Raw genomic sequence first — 17561 nt, 5'->3', positions numbered from 1 at the left:
ATTTGCCTCACTTCACTAACTTGTTGAAACGGGCTGCAAGGCTGTGTAACTCGTCTTGCAGTAAATCAATCAAACGATGCCGACCACCTTCGTTTTCCGCCTGACGGCTAAGGCGATTGATAACGGCACTGGCGTCATATTTCGCGCTGGTATTGCCGCGATTCGCTAACGCATCAAGCTGCACATTTTGTGTAACTGGCAGGTCTGAATTGTCGCAACCACTGCGGCAAGCTCTGTAAATCCGCAGCTTCTGTGGGTTGCTGGTGAACTCGTTTTTTTGATGCTGATGGCAGGCGTGCCAGGCTATTTCGCCAAGCACAGGACAAAGCACTGTTTTGCTCATATAGACGCTTTCAACCAATGCTTGAATGCGGTTCATGTCACCAGGATATTTTTCGTTAACCACCTGGCTTACAACGGCATTACTGACACCCAGTTTTTCAGCAACAGGACGTTGACCGTTTAGTTCTACCTGCTGGCGTAACACATTCAGCCACTTCATTTGTTACCGTCCGCTTCAATAAATGGATAAAGCTTTTGCTGGTTCTGATCCCAAAACCCCTCTCCTCTTCTAAGAATTGGAGCTTTAGGGCCAGTTTCACGCTTAAGCACCCATGCACCTTCGTCACCTACCCGATCTTCATTACTTCTGTTTTTTCGCTCTGGACGGCGGCAGGTTACATAGGCTGCTTTCTCCAAAGAGTGCAGATAACGCTGCACAGTTCTGGCGGATACTTGAGTTACAGCTACGATCATGCTGATGGTGGCTACTCGGTTAATCCGTAAACTGTTCCAGATCAGCTGCTGTCCGGTTTTGCCTTTGCGCTCAATGCGTCTGCTTCCTTTTGTGCCCCCTTTGCCAAACTGTGGCTCGGCATCGTTGCTAGCGTTTACCTTGTAGATGAAAGGACGCCCAGCCACACCTGGGCCGCTGACAACAGTTACAAAGCCTTTTGCCTCAAGCCGCTTAACCGACTTACGGAACGTTTCGATATCCATATCCACTGCATTAGCAACTTCTGTCACTTCAAAGCTTTCCTTTTGCTTCATGTAGTTCCATGCCAATTCGTGTTTGTTCATATGGATGGCTCCGACTTAACGACGATGACTCAGGAACAGTGGACGATCACCCCAACTGGCAAGGTCGATAAAGCTTTCGTCGCTAGCCAGTGCTGCTCTTTCAATTTTTTCAAGTGCGATAAGGATGCGGCGCACCTCACCAGCTGATTTGGATCGGATAAACTCAAGCAAGTCCTCACCTACACGTACACGCTCATCCAACAGTTCTGTAGCGAATAGGTAAACGTCTTCAATGTCTGCAGCCTTGAATTCAACCCATTCACTGATGCGGTTAAACAGTTGTTTGCGGTGCGAAATACGACGGGCAATTTCTTCCATACCGATCAGCACTACAGGCTGCTCAGTACTGTCATAAAGGTCACGGATGGTTTCCATTGTTTTAGCCTGACCAACAATGTGATCGGCTTCGTCAACAAACAGGGCTAAGCCCTTTTCATTCATATTGCGGATGATGTGATCCACCATGCGACGCAGCGGAAACATTGGGTCTGCACCCATTTCGTTCATGATGCGGGCAAGCAGGCTACTGGCTGTATCCGTGGCATAGCAGCGCACGTATAAAGGTTGGTGTCCGGCTAATGTCAGCTCATTAAACATGTAGGTAACTGTTGTGGTTTTACCGAAACCTGATGGGCCGTGAATAAGCCCAATACCAGGAGTGATCATGCTTCTGGACTGCAGGTTTTCGAACATTTCTTGAGTTCGTAATACGTTTTTTACTTCTACCGTTTTATGTTTCATCAGTTATACTCCGTGTTGTAAGTGGCCTTGCTCTGGTACAGCGCGGCCGATTGCTTGGGGAACGCACCTTTTGTTAACCGTTGGCGCGTTTCCCCTCTTCTAAAATTTTGTCTAAACGCTTTTTGGTCATCACATGAGTGAGGCGGAATTGCTTCAACCAATCTGCTTCTCGTTCTGTCAGTGCTCTATGCAAGCTTTCCCTTGTTAACCATTCAGCCTGATCATGCTCAGTGCGCAGTACTTTGCTGGATTGTTCCTGCAGCGTTTCACGCCTGCGTTCTAATTCTTCTCGCCTTGCCGTAATTGCCGCTAACTCTTGCTCTGAGTAATGACTTTCACCTTTGCTGGCGAACAGGCTGGTAGCACTGCGGCTTAAGGCACTAAGCGCAGCGTTATGGGTATCAATTTCAGTTGGGTTGAATCCGGTCAGGGCTTGGTTAGCTAATTTCTTCTGCGCTAACTCCACAGCGGCAAGCTCGTTTATGCCGAACTTTTCCTGTAGATTTTCTGCGGTGCGTTTGAATTCGCGCAGACCTTTCATGGCCTCCTTGCGCTTTTCGCGGAAAGCAGCGGGGTCAATATCACGACCAACCAGATCCATATTCACAGCTTCAACATAGCCAGCTCCCCAATCCGTGGCTGGGTATAAGGTCGCTCTGCCAACATCAGTAGGATCAAGAAATACGCGAACCTCTTTGCGATTCCAGGCAGCTTCCATTAGCTCTGGTGCAGTGAACTTAATACCCATTACTGACACGCTGCCGCGCACAACTGTGGCGTTGCCTGCAAAGTTCAGGAGCAAGTCCAAGCTGTGTGGATTTTCCGGTAATCGTGGGCGGTAACCGGACTCGGCATACACCTGAAACGGTGTCTTACCGTTTAAACCCTCATGAGCTTTGTGGTGATAATCAAAAGTAAGGTAATCGTCTAAAATCTCTTGCAACTCAGCAGGAGTTAAAGACAGTTCTAATAGTTTGGCATCACGACTCTTACGCTCTGCACCGATGCTTTCGGCAAAACTTTGCATATCCTGCAGGCGCTTTTTATCCGCCACGTTATGACCAACATAAGCAGGTAGTTTTTCCATTAAGCCGTGGCTGATAGTTTTAAAAGCTCGTTCAATAAATGGCTTTTCCCACCCACTGAATGCTGTAGCTTTGCTTTGATTCAGTTGCAGCATTTCAAATAGACCAGCAGTTTTTTTGCTGACGTAATCACTGCCGTTATCGGTACGGATAAGGCTGTCTGGTTCAGGAATACCCCAGGTAAGCAAGCATTTGCGCATCAACAAACAAATACCTTCACTGCTTGATGTAGGCATAAGCACTAACATCAAACGACGGGTGTAAACGTCGATAGAACCAATAATGCTGTAACGTCTTGCTTTACCATCGACGTTAAGCTGCACATCTGTGGGTGTTGAATCAAGTTCCCACACCTGATTCGGACCTGTTAACCAAGGGTACATGCCTGAAAATAGGGGCCGATGTGAGTTGTTGAATACTCGGGGATTTGTTGCGTAGGCTAATTCTGTAACCAGTTGTGCTTTAATCTTTTTCAAAAATCGAGCGACAGAACTAGGCGATACTGAAGGCCAGTGATCAAAGCCATCGGCCTTTTTCACTTCGATCAGGTTGGCCACTTCTTTTGGTTTATCCGCAAAGTGAGGTTTGGCCGTAATAATCGCTGTGACAAATTCTTTAAGCTCTGGCTCAGCTTCAATTTTGTTGGTTTGCTTGGCCTTGTAGCGGCCAGCCAAGGCTGCAGCCCCTTCATTCTCAATAGCATCCTGCCAGCGACGTATAGACATTGGGCTCACAGATGGGATCAAGGCTTTAATCCAGCTTTCAATAGGAAGTTCGCCAGCGTTGTACTTCTCGCTAAAGGCTTTTTCACCGATAGTCGCTTTACGCTCTTTGACGAATGGCGCTATAAACAAGTTTTTAGCCGCAATAACTTTGACCTTGGCTTGTACCAGGTTACGTTTTTGCTCGTCCAGACTGCTTAACTGAGACAGAATTTCCTCAGACTTCAGCAGTTTCTTTTTAGCTTCTCTTGTTTCGTCTCTTACTGTTTGAGCGATGATTTGCGCAGCAACATTTTCAATGGCTGTGTTGCTTTCAATTGACGCTCCAATAAGGTGCTGAATAGTTTCGGCAGGCAATGAATTGATATTGAATTCAATACCTTTGCCTTTTGTTTTGGGCTGATTAGTCCAGTCCAGCTTACGACCGCGCAGTAATACAGCACGTTCTGTTTTTGGCATGCCAGGCAAGCCAGCTAACTCAACTGCTGAGTACCACACCTTAGCCATGCTGAACGTCCTCTTTGTAACGACTTGGCCAAATATCTTCTGGTTTCACACCAATAGCCTCAGCAATAAGCCGTTCACCTTTTGGCCATGGAGCAACCAAGGCGTTATAGAGAGTTCCACTCTGCAATCCATGCTTTCTGGACAGAGATGCCATTGACCAACCGCGCTTTTTCAGCCCGGCGATCACATCTGCCCTATGCCAGTCTTCTCTTTCCATTCCAATTCCCCGTGATTTCTATTAATCTTTAATAGTTCTGTTAAACAGAGTTGATTATTAGTTTATATATAAACACCAGTTTATCAATTGGTTTATTTATAAATAAGTTGAGAAATCACTCAAACCACTGTTTTATAAAGAAATATTTTTCGTAAACCAGTTTATTATTCAGAGGTTTTGTGTGAGTAACGACAATTGGCTGACGCCAAAAGAGATCACTAAGCTGCAGGGCATGCCTACTTCCATACAGGGCGTGCATAAAAAGGCCAAGAAGGAAAACTGGCCTAGCAGGAAACATGAAGGTGTTCGCGGTCCAGGTGTTGAGTATCTGGTTCCGTTTTTTCATGGAACAGAAGAACCCCAGTTGAAGTACACAGCAGATAATTCAGAAATAAACCAGTTTATGAATGAGTTCGTGTTGATCCCTGGTTACTCAGTGCAGGTGTCAGCCGGGCATGGTTCAACAGCTATGGAAGGAATGGAACCATCGCGCTTTTTGGCTTATCGAAAGAAGTGGTTGAAGTACAGAGGGTTTGGTGAAAAAGACCTGGTTATCGTATGGGCCAAAGGCGACAGCATGGAACCAACGATTCACAACAACGATACTTTGGTGATCAATACCAGCAGAAAGAAGCCGTTAGATGGTCAGATTTTTGTTATCCGGTTTGAAGAGTCTTTATGGGTGAAGCGGGTACAAATCAGAGCTAATAGCTGGGTTCTTATTAGTGATAATGCGCTTTATCCGCCTATCGAAATCAAACATGAAGAGCAATCAAACTTTGAGATCGTTGGCCAGGTTGTGAATATTTCTAAGGATATTGGGGATTAAAGTCGGATCCGATTCAGATTTTTTCTATTTCGTTTATATGTCTATCAAGCCCCGTCAAATAAGGGCATTCAACGAATCGGATCATGTGATCCGATTTACCCCGAATCGGATCTGCATCAATCGGATCTGATTCGCCATCACCCCTAACGCCTTATTAAGTGAATTCGCTGTATTTTCGAGGCTTTCGTAGACTTTTCAATGTTTTTAGTATTTATCAAAGTTAGTGAGGCAGGCAGGCTTTCTAAGCGTAGCTTTTTATCAATCTGGTGAAATGGCGGATCCGATTCTAATTTTGTTTAAAGCCCTTTTTAATTTCCTTTAACGCCGTTTAAACCCTTACCAATACTGAGTTTTCCCAGCTATTCCCGTTTAATTTCAGCCAATCCCACTTTTTTGGTCTTTTTCTCATACTTAGTGGTTGGTTACAACAACGCCCAAAGGGCGGCCTCTCGTTGCCAAACGAGAGGTGAGCGGCAAAGCCGCGAATAAATCCCCCCAACGACCTAGCCACCGCAAGCTGGCCTTTGCCTTCAGTCACAGCAAGACATTGAGTTACCACCACTACAAACCAAGTACAAAAACAGGGGCAAAGGACAAGACATGTCACCGTTTTGCACGAATCCCGATCTTTTAGGTGTGCGAGGGATTTTTAAGGCACCTTATTCTAAGGAGCCGTATGATTGTAAATTTGGCCGAAACATGTTTGTCTAAGCATATTGTTTGGCTGATTTAAAAAGACAGTCGAGGGTAACATTGGATTTCAGCGATAAAGAATGACCATTGGTAAGGCTTACAATTAGACCTTCAGGCAAAGCACCTAAACACTATGGCGAAGGCGTTTACCGATTTTCCGCTCCGATGACATTAAGCGTTCTCTTGCCAAGACGCGGTTGGACACTTTTTAAAAAGTCAAAGAATTACGCATACCTTAAACCGCCCTCTGAACTTGGCAAACCTCCTTTCCATATTGACATAAAAATACCGACGAAATTACAAGCATTAGAAATAGCAAAAAAATTCTATGTCTTAGGGGAATCATGGGCTACGCAGATTGGCGAGTGGCCTGTGTGTTACTTGCACGAACAAAAACAAAGTGTACAAATGATGAGCTATGCCGGTGAGGGTACTTACACAACACGGCAGTTAGACTCCGGCCCACCAAAATCGATATTAATGATGGGCGAGTATGGTGCCTGGCGTGTTGAATCACGCTCGACAGACGGAAATTTTTCATTTTATGAATCTGGTTATTACAACATCCAAAGCGCTTCAACAGAGCTAAACCTGTTTGAAGGTGAACAGTCAGAAATCACGTTAACTAAATATGAACGCAGCGGGCTGGCTAGGGAAGCGTGTTTGAAACACTATGGTTACTCTTGCAATGCTTGCGGCTTTAATTTCGAATCTGTCTACGAGAAAATCGGGAATGGATTTATCCATGTTCATCATATTGTGCCAATATCTGAACAAGGCGGAGAGTACAAGATTGATCCAATTAGAGATTTAATTCCGCTTTGCGCTAACTGCCACTCTATTGTTCACAGGCAGATCCCTCCACTGTCAATTCCTGAATTAAAGGCAATTCTTTCAAATTCAAAGTAGTAACATTTCACAACTACATTAACTCGCAGGGCAGCATATGGAAAATTTATTTAATCAAATTAAACAAGAAATGAATTCTGCAGCTGACATGATGGACATCAGTTACTTTCGAAATGCAGCTAAAGCACTCGGTTGTATTGAAACTGACATAGGTTCCACATTTACGATTCGATACCAATACACCTTAGTAAATAATTTGGGAGAAAGTATAAAAGGCACTTTGAGATCGTATGATCAATCTGGCCCATTCCAAATGCTGCCGGATATGAACAAAATTGAAATGCACCTTGAACGAAACGGCCAACAAGTAGATGCACACTTTGTTTCGTGGGAAGATTAAACGCGCTCTGTGGTTCAGGTAAATGATACCAACTCCCAATCCGGGAGCTGTGTAACTTTATAAATTTGTACTATCTGAAACCTTTATTTGGAGACTCTTGAACCGCTAACAGCATTCATTTACGGTGTACAAAGGCCTCCTAGGCAGATCGGCTTAACCTCCCCCCGCCCCACAAATAGGTAGATACCTTGAGTATCTACTCACTTAAGTATATGCTTTATCTATTAACGAATGGAGGAAGAATGATGGAAACAGGTACTGTATTTAAAAATAACAGCACTCAGGCTGTACGCTTACCCGTTGAAGCTCGTTTTCCTGAAACAGTAAAAAAAGTCATAGTACGTGTAGTTGGGCAAGACCGGATCCTGACCCCGGTAAGCAACAGCTGGGACTCATTCTTTATGCAAGCCCAGACGGTCTCAGATGACTTTATGACAGAACGTGCCACTCAGGAACAACCAGAGCGGGAAGCGTTTTAATGCTGAAATACATGCTGGATACCAATATTTGTATTTATGTAATTAAACGTCGACCGATGGAAGTGCTGGACACTTTTAATAAGTTCGCAGGAACTCTATGCATCAGTTCAGTGACTTTTGCAGAGCTGTGTCATGGCGTGGAAAAAAGCACGTTACCTGAGCATAACCGTCGTCAGGTTGAGGATTTTGTCTCGCGATTGGAAATTCTCTCTTATGGAGATAAAGCTGCTGCCCATTATGGTGACATCAGAGCAACACTTGAGCGACAAGGTAAGACTATAGGCGTCAACGATTTGCATATTGCAGCTCATGCCAGAAGCGAAGGTTTAGTCATGGTGACTAATAATCTCAAAGAATTTGAACGGGTTGCAGGTTTAAGAACTGAAAACTGGCTGACTGGATCTTGATACTAAAATTCGGCCACCTATCGATGGCCTTCTGCTTCACCCAGTAACCAAAACGCTCAACCCCCTACTTCCCCTGCCCCAGCAGCCAGCCATAAATATCCCAGCCTTCGTACACTTGGCGCCAGGCGTCGTGTTCGGCTTGTTCCAGCATACTAAAGCGCACATTGGTGTGGCCTAACTGGCGCAGCTTCTCTATGCCTGGGTAGATATTATCTTTATTGATCGCTGAATCCCGGCCTGCAGCAATAACCCATAAAGGTAATTTAGCTGCAGCTATAGCTGGCATCAGATCCGGATGACCCCAAGCCACTACAGGGGCGGCGGCAGCGAAGAACTCCGGGTGTTTGCTGGCCATATACCAGGTGCCAAAACCACCGTAACTGATGCCCGAGATATAACGTCTTTTGGTATCCGTATTGTAGTTTTTATCTACCGCCGCCAGCATGGCCAGCAAGTCCTGTTCAGCCTTCTCCCAGCCATTTGGCAATAACACGGGCACTTGCGACATATCTGCTACAGCCTTGGCTGGCGCTATGGCTTTATCCGACGGAAACATCACAGGCCGTGGCGGTACCCCATCCGCTAAGCGTTTTGGAATATCCGCTTTGCTGCGGTTGGCTATATAAGGCAGCTTACCCATATCAAACATATGCAATTGCGGCACTATCATAATAAAAGGCAGGTCGCGTTTTTGTATCCAGGCTTCGTATAAAGGACCGTGGATTAGAGTGTAATCCAGCTCGTCCAGGCCATTACCCCGCTCACCATTGCCATGCAAAAACAGCAGAACCGGCCATTTTTGTGCTGCTTTTTGGTCATAACCTTGCGGCAAATAGATAAAATACTGCCGTTTTAAACCGTCGACAGAGCTTTGATAATCCGCTCTGAGTAGCTGCGCTTCTGAAGCGGTTGCAGCTGCGATAAATAAGGCTGCACACACACATAGAATTCTGAATAACATAATCACTCCTGTCTGATCCAATAACTCAAATCTTATGCTCGCCGACTTTAACTCCTTTGTCACCCATACTTTCACCAACTACTAAAATGAATCGGCAGCTCAGACAGTAGTTCTGGTCAGAGTTTTTGATAGTTCACTTACGTCCGCCCAATCCACCTGAAAACATTAAATACCTGCTTTGTTTCGGCTTTTTCTTTAAAAGCTTTTAAATTAACAGTTACACTCTATCCACAGTCATTGTCTGGAATGTGTTATGCGGGCAGCTTTACCTCCCAATGAAACAGAACGTTTAGCGACATTGCATGCGTTGAATATCCTCGATACTGCGCCTGAAGCAGCTTTTGACGCGCTGGTACAACTGGCTAGTTATATATGCCAGACTCCTTGCGCTGTGCTGACGCTGATAGACAAAGACAGGCAATGGTTTAAAACAAAAATCGGCTTTGATCACCATCAAACACACCGCGATATCTCCTTTTGTGCCCATAGTATTTTGCAGCCTAATACACTCACTTATGTGCCGGATGCTACGCAGGATCCACGTTTTTCAGACAACCCTGATGTCACTAAACCAGATGGTATACGGATGTATGCCGGTGCCCCCCTGACCTTAAGCAATGGTGTTGTGCTGGGCACATTATGTGTAGTGGACAGCAAAGTGCGAGAACTGACCGCAGAGCAACAACAAAGTCTGGCCTTGTTGGGGTTGCAGGCGGTGCAATTATTGGAAGCTCGGCAAAAAGCAGAACAGCATTACAAGCAACAACGCACGTTAGAAACCGTGATCAATCATGCACCTGTGTTGTTAGGACAAATCGACACTCATTTTCGTTATATCTTTTGTAACCACAAGTATGCAGAGTGGTTTGGCATAGCATCTCAAGTAGCCGTAGGTAAAACTATTGTCGAAGTTTTTGGTGAAGAAGCTTTTCTCAATGCCAAACCCTCTTTAGAACTCTGCCTGACAGGAGAGACTGTCACTTTTCAGGCCAAACCTGCCAACGGTCAAATCTTCGATGTGAACTTCGTGCCTCAAAAAAATCGTCAGGGTAAGGTAGAAAGTATCATCATTATTGCAGCAAATGTCACCGAAGTTCACCAACAACAAATACAATTAAAACAAGAACATGATCGGATGGACGCCATTATTAACGGCTCTAACCTCGGCACCTGGGAATGGAACATACAGACAGGTACCACCATCTACAATGCACGCTGGTTTGAACTTTTAGGGATGTCGCAACAAGCGACCACCTCGATCGATTTGTGGGCCAGCCTGCTGCATCCGGATGATCTGATTCAATCAAAACACATACTGGCGCAGCATTTCTCAAAAGCGACCGCCTATTACGATACTAAATTCAGGATGAAGCATCAGAACGGCCACTGGGTATGGATCCATGCCATAGGTAAGGTGATGAACTGGACCGCCGATGGTCAGCCCTTATTGATGTTTGGTATTCATTCCGACGTGACTGAAGCCGTAGAGAAAGCAGCGGAGATCCTGGAAACCCGTTCCTGGCTGCAAGCTATGATCGATTCTTCCACTGAGGTCGCTTTGATCTCAACCGACCCTCAGGGCATCATCAGGTTATTTAATACCGGAGCAGAACGCATGCTCGGCTACAGCGCGGACGAGCTGGTCGGCCAGCATAGCCCCGCTTTATTTCATGAGCCGTCAGAAGTTAAGTCTCAGGGGCAGCTACTGAGCAAAAAGTACGGTCAACCGATCCAGGGCTTTGACACCTTTGTGCATCAGGCCCGACAAGGTCAAAACGAAACCCGCCAATGGACCTATATTTGCAAAAATGGCGATCGTAAACAAGTTCGTTTGAGTGTGTCGGCAATGAGGGATGAACACAACGCCATTCGCGGCTTTCTGGGCGTTGCCATCGATATTACTCAGCTGGAACATTTAAATCACGCCTTGCTGATGAGTGAACAGCGTTATCGCTCTATGTTGGATAACTTGCCGGGTGTAGTGTACCGATGCCGTAACGATGAATGCTGGACCATGCTGTTTATCAGTGATGAGGTTTTTGCGCTGACCGGTTATCAGGCGCAACAACTGATCCGCAGCAAGGAAATCAGCTTTGCACAGTTAAATCACCCGGAGGACATGCAGCATGCTAATACCGTAGTGCAGCATGCTTTATCTAATCGCCAACACTTTAATGTTGAATACAGGCTGAGGCACAAAGATGGTAGCTTACGTTGGGTGCAGGAGTTAGGTCAGGGTGTGTACGACGAAAAAGGCGAGTTGTTATACATAGACGGTTTTATCTGGGACGTGACGCTGCAACATGAAGCACAGCTGGCTTTAACTGCAAGCGAGCAAAAATTATCCTCACTCTACAAAATGGCACCGCTTGCCATAGCGCTGAACCGTTTTACTGATGGTGCTTTTATCGAAGCTAACCCTGAGTTTTATTGCATGTTGGGTTATCAACACCCTCCTGTTGGTGTTGAGGCGTCTTTTGAAGGTGACTACGCCATGCTGGCACAGGATACCATGGTGCAACTGCAACACAATGGCCGCTACGGTCCGCTGGAGCAGGAGCTTCGCCATCAGGATGGTCATCTGGTGCCCGTGTCAGTAACAGGGGTATTGATTCAAAATCACGAGGGCGAACAACAAATCTGGTCCATTATTCAGGACATTACTGAACGCCGTCGTATAGAACAGATGAAAAATCAATTTGTTTCTATGGTAAGTCATGAGCTACGTACCCCACTGACGTCTATTTCAGGCTCCTTGGCATTAATCACGGGGGGAGTTTTAGGAGCTGTACCTGCGGCTATGGTCCCTATGCTGGAGATAGCCAAAGATAACAGCACCAGACTGAGTCAGTTGATTAATGATCTGTTGGATATAGATAAACTGGTTGCAGGCAAAATGCATTTTGATCTGAGTTTGTGTCTGGTCACGGATCTGCTGAAAAAATCAGTACAAAGTAACCAGCCATATGCCGATAAGTACGGCGTCCAGCTACAACTGACGGAACAACAGGAAGCCTTGGTGATGGCTGATGCCATGAGGTTTCAGCAAATTATGGCTAATTTATTGTCCAACGCAGCCAAGTTTTCGCCTGCAGGTTCAGTGGTGAAAATACGTTCTTTGTTAAAAGATGGTCAGATCAGAATCGAAGTAGAAGACGAAGGACCTGGCATACCCACTGAGTTTAAAGCTCATATCTTTGAGAAATTTTCACAGGCCGATGGCGCCGATAGCAGACAAAGCGAAGGTACTGGCTTAGGTCTGTCGATAGTGAAAGAACTGACCGAGCACATGGCTGGTCAGGTAGGTTTTTATAATCTGTCCCCTAAGGGCAGTTGTTTTTATCTGAACTTTCCTCAAGCGCAACAAGCCAACCTGAATCAACCAAAAATACTTGTGGTGGAGGATGATCCTCAGGTTGCAGCATTTATCATGCAGCTGTTGCACACTCAAGGCTACCAAAGCCACAACGCGGCTACTCTGGCTGATGCTGTTGCTGCGTTAGACCTGGATAGCTATCAAGGCGTGACTTTGGATCTGAATTTACCTGATGGTCATGGTTCAGCTCTGTTTGCTGAACTACGACATCGTGAACGCTATCTGAGCACCCCGGTTTTGATCATCAGTTCAGAATCGAAAGACAATCATACTCAGTTGTTTGGTGGGATCCATACTCTGGATTGGCTGGATAAGCCTGTATCCCCTTCATCTCTGTTGGAAAAGCTGGATCTGTTATTAAGAACCAGGAAAAATCAGGGTATCAGAATTCTTCATGTCGAAGATGATCTGCATTTAGGGCAAGTGTTAGCTGTACACCTGGCTGATTTCGCGTCTTCTGTACAAGCCACTAGCGTCAAATCAGCTATGCAACTGCTAAACAGTCAATGTTTTGATTTAGTCATTCTGGATATTGGTTTGCCCGATGGTTCAGGACTGGAGTTATTACCTGAGCTAGCGTTACGTCAGCCACACACACCCGTAGTGATTTGGTCGGCTCAGGAACTAAATCAAAAACAAAAACACCAGGTCGATCTGGTACTGGCTAAAAGCCGGATCGATTTACCAACTTTGTTAGAGCAACTAAAAAGCTTGCTACCACAAGGGCTTTGATCACTCAAGGCTCCGTATGCAGAGCCTTGAGTCAGTACTGCTGCTAAGACTGTTGTTGGTAAAATTGAGTTTGGTTTCTGCCCGCATGTTTCGAGCTGTATAAGGCTTTATCAGCTTGGTCTATCAACTGATCGGTGTCATCTGTTGCTTTGGCCTGACTGATACCAGCACTGAAGGTACAGTGGAAATTATAATAGTCAAAACTAAAAGGCAAACTGGCAAAGGATTGACGCAGCTGCTCCACCAGAGCAAAAGCTTGTTGCTGATTACAATCGGGTAAAATCAGCAAAAACTCTTCACCACCGTAACGGCCTATGATGTCGGTCTTACGAAGTTGCTGTTTTAACAGATTGGCTAAACTGCTGATCACCTGATCGCCGATCAGATGGCCATAGTTGTCATTGACCTTTTTGAAGTGATCGATATCCAGCATCACTACACTTAATGGCTCACCTGTGCGCCCACTGCGCTGCAATTCATGATCTAATCGCTCTTTCACTCTGGCATGTTGCAACAAGCCAGTCAGGCTATCTTTAGTCATCATCTCAGCCAGCTGTCTGGCACGCTGTGCTCTGGCAAACACAGCTACAATCAGTGCAGTGTCTGTAATAGGCTTAGTCAGAAAGTCGTCCCCCCCTTTGACCAGCGCCGCTAACTGACGCTCACTGTCTGTTTCAGAGGACAAATAAATAATAGGTACACTTAGCCATTCATCCTGTAGGCGGATTAATTGTGCTAATTCAGGGCCTGAGCAGCCCGGCATCAGAACATCCAGTAATATGACATCGGGGCGAAAGCGATTCATTCCCTCATAAATTTGCGAAGGTTCTAACAAAATCTCAGCCCGTAATCCTGCACCTTGCAGCACCAGCGCATAATGTTCAGCAAGTAGTTGATCATCATCGACAATCAAAACCCGAAAAGCTTCACGTTGACGCACGGCCAACAAGCGCTGTAAACGCGCTTCAAGTGCGGTGGTATTGACAGGTTTTACAAAATAACCGCGAGCCCCTATTCGAACGGCCTGCAAGTGATGCTCAAAACTGTTATGACTGGTGATCACCAGCACAGGCAGCGCTTCAGCCAAGCTCTGCTGAAAAGCATTGATATATTCCAAACCGGTTTGTTCCTCACCCGGTAAGGAAATATCCAGGATCAGCGCATCAGGTAACTTTGTTTTCAGGGCCTGATCAAGTTCGACCAGACGTCTGTAACTTTGAACCTGATAACCAAAAGTGGCGAGTGTCAGAGTCAGATGATTTGCGGTTTCTTCATCATCTTCCAGCACATAGATTAAAGCCTTTTGTTCATTTAACGCATCAAGCCTGGCTGAGGCAAGGTTCATTACCTGATGCCCGCTTTGATGCGCATATTGCACCTGCTGAAAAACACTCATAAAGTTATTGATGGCAGTCAGATCAGGTGCAACATCTGCAGCCATCCAATCTTTGAGCTGTAACTCAAGATTTTTAGCCAGCTTACCCAATTGAGGTAAACCAAAGGTACCAGCAGAGCCAGCCAAAGTATGGAATTTATGCTTAAGCGGCAGAATCGTTGAACGCCAGTCAGGCTGACCCGACAAGGTTACTAAGGAACTCACCTGAGCAGCGAGTACGGGAATATCGGTTTGCAGTCGCTCCATATATTGCTGATGAAGCTTGGCTAGTTGTTGTTCTAATTTAGATTGATCTGCGGTCATGCTCAGTCATAATTGATTGTAAATGCTGTTCTACTATAACAAAGGATTAAACAAATCCCAGCTACAAATACAAATTTGCCAGAAAAAACTTCACGCTATGTGCTTAAAAAAACAACAGAAATTGGGCAAAGACCATTACGGCTTTGCCCATTGGTTGCTTAAAGGCGTACCATCAAGCCTGAAGCCAATGCTCTGCGGTAAGCTAAAAAGGCCGGAATAGCTCCTAAGACCAAAGTCAATCCGAGCACAGCGCTGAGCAACCAGACCGTCTGATCATGCCAGGGATTAATGCTGATAAAAAGTCCATATTGACTGGCCAGTAACTCACGAAATCCCCAGAGCCCCGCCACTAAAACCAGCACGGCTGCCGCGATAGACAACAACGCCATCAGTAGCAACTCCAGCTCAATCAGTAAAAAAACAGTAGAGGCCGGTGCACCCACTGCTCTTAAAATTGCCATTTCACGCTGCCGTTCTTTTAATCCTGCCAGTAAGGTCGTGACTATCCCGACCAAAGTGGCCACTATGACTAAAGCTGTGATCAGAAGCAGCATATTCTCCACCATACTGAGCATTTGCCAAAGCTCAGCTAAAGCCACACCAGGCAGAATGGCGGATAATGGTTCCCCTTTAAATTCGTTCAGCTGACGCTGTACCGCAAAAGTCGCCATTTTGGCTTTTAAACCCAGCATATAAGCGGTGATAACTTTAGGTTCTAAATCCATACTCAGGCTTTGTTCAACACTAATGCTTTTACCTGGTGCTGGCATACCACCGCTTTGCCAGCCCAAATGGATAGCTTCAATGCCCTGCAATGGAATATGTACACTTTGATCCACCGGAGTCCCTGTTGGCGCCAGAATGCCCACCACTTCAAAGGGTTTATCTTTATGCTGAGTAAAGCTGACACTGCCAACACCATGCGATAGGGTGATCTTTTCGCCTAATTGATAACCCAGTTTTTGCGCTACTACTGAGCCAATCACCGCCTGGTAGACTCCAGCGAACACTTCACCCTGCGCCAGCTTCAAAGGCTGCTTTTCGCCATACTGATAATACTTAAAATAATCTTCGTTGGTCCCTATCACTCTATAACCACGGTGCGAATCGCCCAGCGCTATAGGAATACTCCAGGCCACTTGTGGATGAGTTTTGACCGTCTGATAATTTTGCCAGCTGATATTATTGGTGGCGTTACCAATACGAAATACCGAATACAATAATAAATTTAACTGACTGGAACGGGCACCTACAATCAAATCCGTACCGGACACTGTACTGGTAAAACTGCTTTTCGCCTCGTGGCGGATATGATCAATACCTAATAACAAAGCGATACTGATGGTCAGTGAAATCACCGTCATCAGTACTGTGCCTTTGCGGTTCCATAAACTGGCTCTGGCCAACTGCATTAACATGGCTGAACTCCCTGATGTAATTGCTCCATATCCAGCTCGAAGTGAAAATACGAGCGTAAAGCTGGATCATGACTGACGAAAATCACCGTAGTGCCACAAAGTTCAGCCTCACTGAGCATCAACTGCATAAAACTGTCTCTGTGTTTATGGTCTAAAGCTGAAGTAGGTTCATCGGCAATCAGCAAAGCAGGTTGCGTTAATAAAGCACGGGCTATCGCCACCCGCTGTTGTTGGCCAACACTTAACTGATTCGCAGGTGCTTGCCACAACTGCTGGTCTAAACCTAGTTTTTGCAATAAATACCGGGCACGTTGCTGCGCCTGCGGAATTCTTTTGGCGAAGGCACTGACCAACAAACGTTTTGTAACACAGTCAAATACGGTATTAAGTTCAGCTGCTGAAAGACGACACCTATAGAAGACGCCCGCAATTGATCCCTTTTTGCGGCGGATAAGGCAGCCATCGACTGGCCTGCAATGACAACATCGCCATGCTGGCAAGGGTAAATACCTGCGAGTAAATTCAGTAAGGTGGTTTTCCCTGAACCGGACGAACCATAGATGAATAAATGCTGCCCCTGCGCTAACTTCAGTTGCGGAATGTTGAACAAAGGGGCTTGGTCCGGCCAACTGAACACTAAAGATTTGAGTTCAAGTGCCGGAATTTTCAGGTCTGTGTGCTCTGACATTACAAGGCTCATGTTATGATACGGCTTCTTTTGTGACCTTATAACATATGCAGAGGCTGAGGCTCCAATGGTTAAATCGTTATACATGGCATTAATTCTGACTTTGGTCGCATTTACTGCGTTACCAGTCAAAGCGGAAGACTATAAGGCATTGGAATGGACAGATTTATTGCCTGAAGAAGACTTGAAAAAGATGGAACAATTGCCGGAAATCAGCCACGAAGGAGGTGAAGCTCCTGCCGGTGGTGCTTTAAATCAACCTTTGGCAATCAGGACCCCGCAGCAGCGGCATGGAACGAAGTATTGATGTCCGCCAATGTAAAAGCCGAACTGAATAACCAAAAAGTGAAAGTACCGGGTTTTATTGTGCCAGTGGAATACGATGCTGATCAGAATGTAACCGCATTTTTTCTGGTGCCTTATTTCGGAGCCTGTATTCACGTTCCACCACCACCACCAAACCAGATTATTTTTGTCACCAACAAACAAAAAATCAAAGGCGACATGATTTACTCACCGTTTTGGATCAGTGGTACTTTGACTACAGAGACGATGAGCCATGATTTAGCCAAATCAGCTTATTCAATGAAAGCTGATAAAATCGAAGAATATACTTACGAGTAGGTTTGGTCCTTACCCCTAAACACTGCGTCGTCGTTGGTCGGGTTCGATTTGTGA

Annotated in this window: 17 protein-coding genes and 1 pseudogene; 8 read left to right on the top strand and 10 right to left on the bottom strand. The window is 45.7% G+C overall.

The features are described from left to right. Positions 1-7 precede the first annotated feature (7 nt). The 5 genes from WH43_RS20745 to WH43_RS14245 all read right to left on the bottom strand — a co-directional run bounded on the left by WH43_RS20745 (position 8) and on the right by WH43_RS14245 (position 4352). Positions 8-502, bottom strand: a complete 495-nt coding sequence (locus WH43_RS20745; protein WP_053425270.1) for a hypothetical protein — start codon at positions 500-502, stop codon at positions 8-10. After that, positions 499-1080 (bottom strand): hypothetical protein, encoded by a 582-nt coding sequence (locus WH43_RS14260; protein ID WP_152342866.1) that lies wholly within the window; start codon positions 1078-1080, stop codon positions 499-501. The genes WH43_RS20745 and WH43_RS14260 overlap by 4 nt, the downstream gene beginning before the upstream one ends. A gap of 15 nt (positions 1081-1095) precedes the next feature. Beyond that, a complete protein-coding gene (locus WH43_RS14255; protein WP_053425268.1) occupies positions 1096-1821 on the bottom strand; it encodes an AAA family ATPase in 726 nt (241 codons plus the stop codon). A gap of 73 nt (positions 1822-1894) precedes the next feature. After that, positions 1895-4135 carry a DNA-binding protein gene (locus WH43_RS14250; protein WP_053425267.1) on the bottom strand — a complete coding sequence of 747 codons (2241 nt, stop codon included), beginning with the start codon at positions 4133-4135 and terminating at the stop codon, positions 1895-1897. Beyond that, on the bottom strand, positions 4128-4352 hold the full coding sequence (locus WH43_RS14245; protein WP_053425266.1) for a helix-turn-helix domain-containing protein: 225 nt from the start codon (positions 4350-4352) through the stop codon (positions 4128-4130). Before WH43_RS14245 ends, WH43_RS14250 begins: the two co-directional genes overlap by 8 nt. Before the next feature lie 181 nt (positions 4353-4533). Here WH43_RS14245 and WH43_RS14240 point away from each other — a divergent pair, with 181 nt between their 5' ends. The 5 genes from WH43_RS14240 (at position 4534) to vapC (ending at position 8009) form a co-directional block, all read left to right on the top strand. Continuing rightward, complete coding sequence (locus tag WH43_RS14240; RefSeq protein WP_152342865.1) at positions 4534-5181, top strand: helix-turn-helix domain-containing protein; 648 nt, start codon at positions 4534-4536, stop codon at positions 5179-5181. Between the two features lie 780 nt (positions 5182-5961). Beyond that, a complete protein-coding gene (locus WH43_RS14235; RefSeq protein WP_152342864.1) occupies positions 5962-6783 on the top strand; it encodes an HNH endonuclease in 822 nt (273 codons plus the stop codon). 37 nt (positions 6784-6820) lie between these two features. Further along, the gene (locus WH43_RS14230) at positions 6821-7123 is read left to right on the top strand and encodes a hypothetical protein (RefSeq protein WP_053425264.1); all 303 of its coding nucleotides are present in this window, start codon (positions 6821-6823) and stop codon (positions 7121-7123) included. A gap of 242 nt (positions 7124-7365) precedes the next feature. Next, positions 7366-7602, top strand: coding sequence for a type II toxin-antitoxin system VapB family antitoxin (vapB, locus tag WH43_RS14225; protein WP_286049772.1), 237 nt, complete (start codon positions 7366-7368; stop codon positions 7600-7602). 2 nt (positions 7603-7604) lie between these two features. Continuing rightward, positions 7605-8009: a type II toxin-antitoxin system tRNA(fMet)-specific endonuclease VapC gene (gene vapC, locus WH43_RS14220; protein ID WP_502694048.1), complete on the top strand. Its 405-nt coding sequence runs from the start codon at positions 7605-7607 to the stop codon at positions 8007-8009. A gap of 64 nt (positions 8010-8073) precedes the next feature. On the opposite strand, the gene WH43_RS14215 is transcribed toward vapC, so the two are convergent. After that, positions 8074-8970 (bottom strand): carboxylesterase family protein, encoded by an 897-nt coding sequence (locus WH43_RS14215; RefSeq protein WP_286049771.1) that lies wholly within the window; start codon positions 8968-8970, stop codon positions 8074-8076. 253 nt (positions 8971-9223) lie between these two features. Here WH43_RS14215 and WH43_RS14210 point away from each other — a divergent pair, with 253 nt between their 5' ends. Then, the gene (locus WH43_RS14210) at positions 9224-13078 is read left to right on the top strand and encodes a PAS domain S-box protein (RefSeq protein ID WP_053425262.1); all 3855 of its coding nucleotides are present in this window, start codon (positions 9224-9226) and stop codon (positions 13076-13078) included. 43 nt (positions 13079-13121) lie between these two features. On the opposite strand, the gene WH43_RS14205 is transcribed toward WH43_RS14210, so the two are convergent. The 4 genes and pseudogenes from WH43_RS14205 to WH43_RS14195 form a co-directional block, all read right to left on the bottom strand. Next, a complete protein-coding gene (locus tag WH43_RS14205; protein ID WP_053425261.1) occupies positions 13122-14777 on the bottom strand; it encodes a diguanylate cyclase in 1656 nt (551 codons plus the stop codon). A gap of 158 nt (positions 14778-14935) precedes the next feature. Then, a complete protein-coding gene (locus tag WH43_RS14200; protein ID WP_053425260.1) occupies positions 14936-16195 on the bottom strand; it encodes an ABC transporter permease in 1260 nt (419 codons plus the stop codon). Next, a complete protein-coding gene (locus WH43_RS21110) occupies positions 16189-16416 on the bottom strand; it encodes an AAA family ATPase (protein WP_353504805.1) in 228 nt (75 codons plus the stop codon). Before WH43_RS21110 ends, WH43_RS14200 begins: the two co-directional genes overlap by 7 nt. Continuing rightward, positions 16414-16883, bottom strand: a pseudogene (locus WH43_RS14195) (ATP-binding cassette domain-containing protein); the annotation flags it as partial. The gene WH43_RS21110 and the pseudogene WH43_RS14195, both read right to left, overlap by 3 nt. A 67-nt stretch (positions 16884-16950) precedes the next feature. Between WH43_RS14195 and WH43_RS20740 the strand changes: the two are divergent. Both WH43_RS20740 and WH43_RS20735 read left to right on the top strand, forming a co-directional pair. Then, positions 16951-17190, top strand: coding sequence for a hypothetical protein (locus tag WH43_RS20740; protein WP_286049769.1), 240 nt, complete (start codon positions 16951-16953; stop codon positions 17188-17190). Beyond that, a complete protein-coding gene (locus tag WH43_RS20735) occupies positions 17190-17507 on the top strand; it encodes a DUF3299 domain-containing protein (RefSeq protein WP_286049768.1) in 318 nt (105 codons plus the stop codon). The genes WH43_RS20740 and WH43_RS20735 overlap by 1 nt, the downstream gene beginning before the upstream one ends. Positions 17508-17561: the final 54 nt, after the last annotated feature.

Source organism: Rheinheimera sp. KL1 (genome assembly GCF_001275035.1).
GTDB classification, from domain to species: Bacteria; Pseudomonadota; Gammaproteobacteria; order Enterobacterales; family Alteromonadaceae; genus Pararheinheimera; species Pararheinheimera tangshanensis.
The sequence above is the reverse complement of the archived record's forward strand: the minus strand, read 5'-3'. Positions and strand labels throughout refer to the sequence as shown.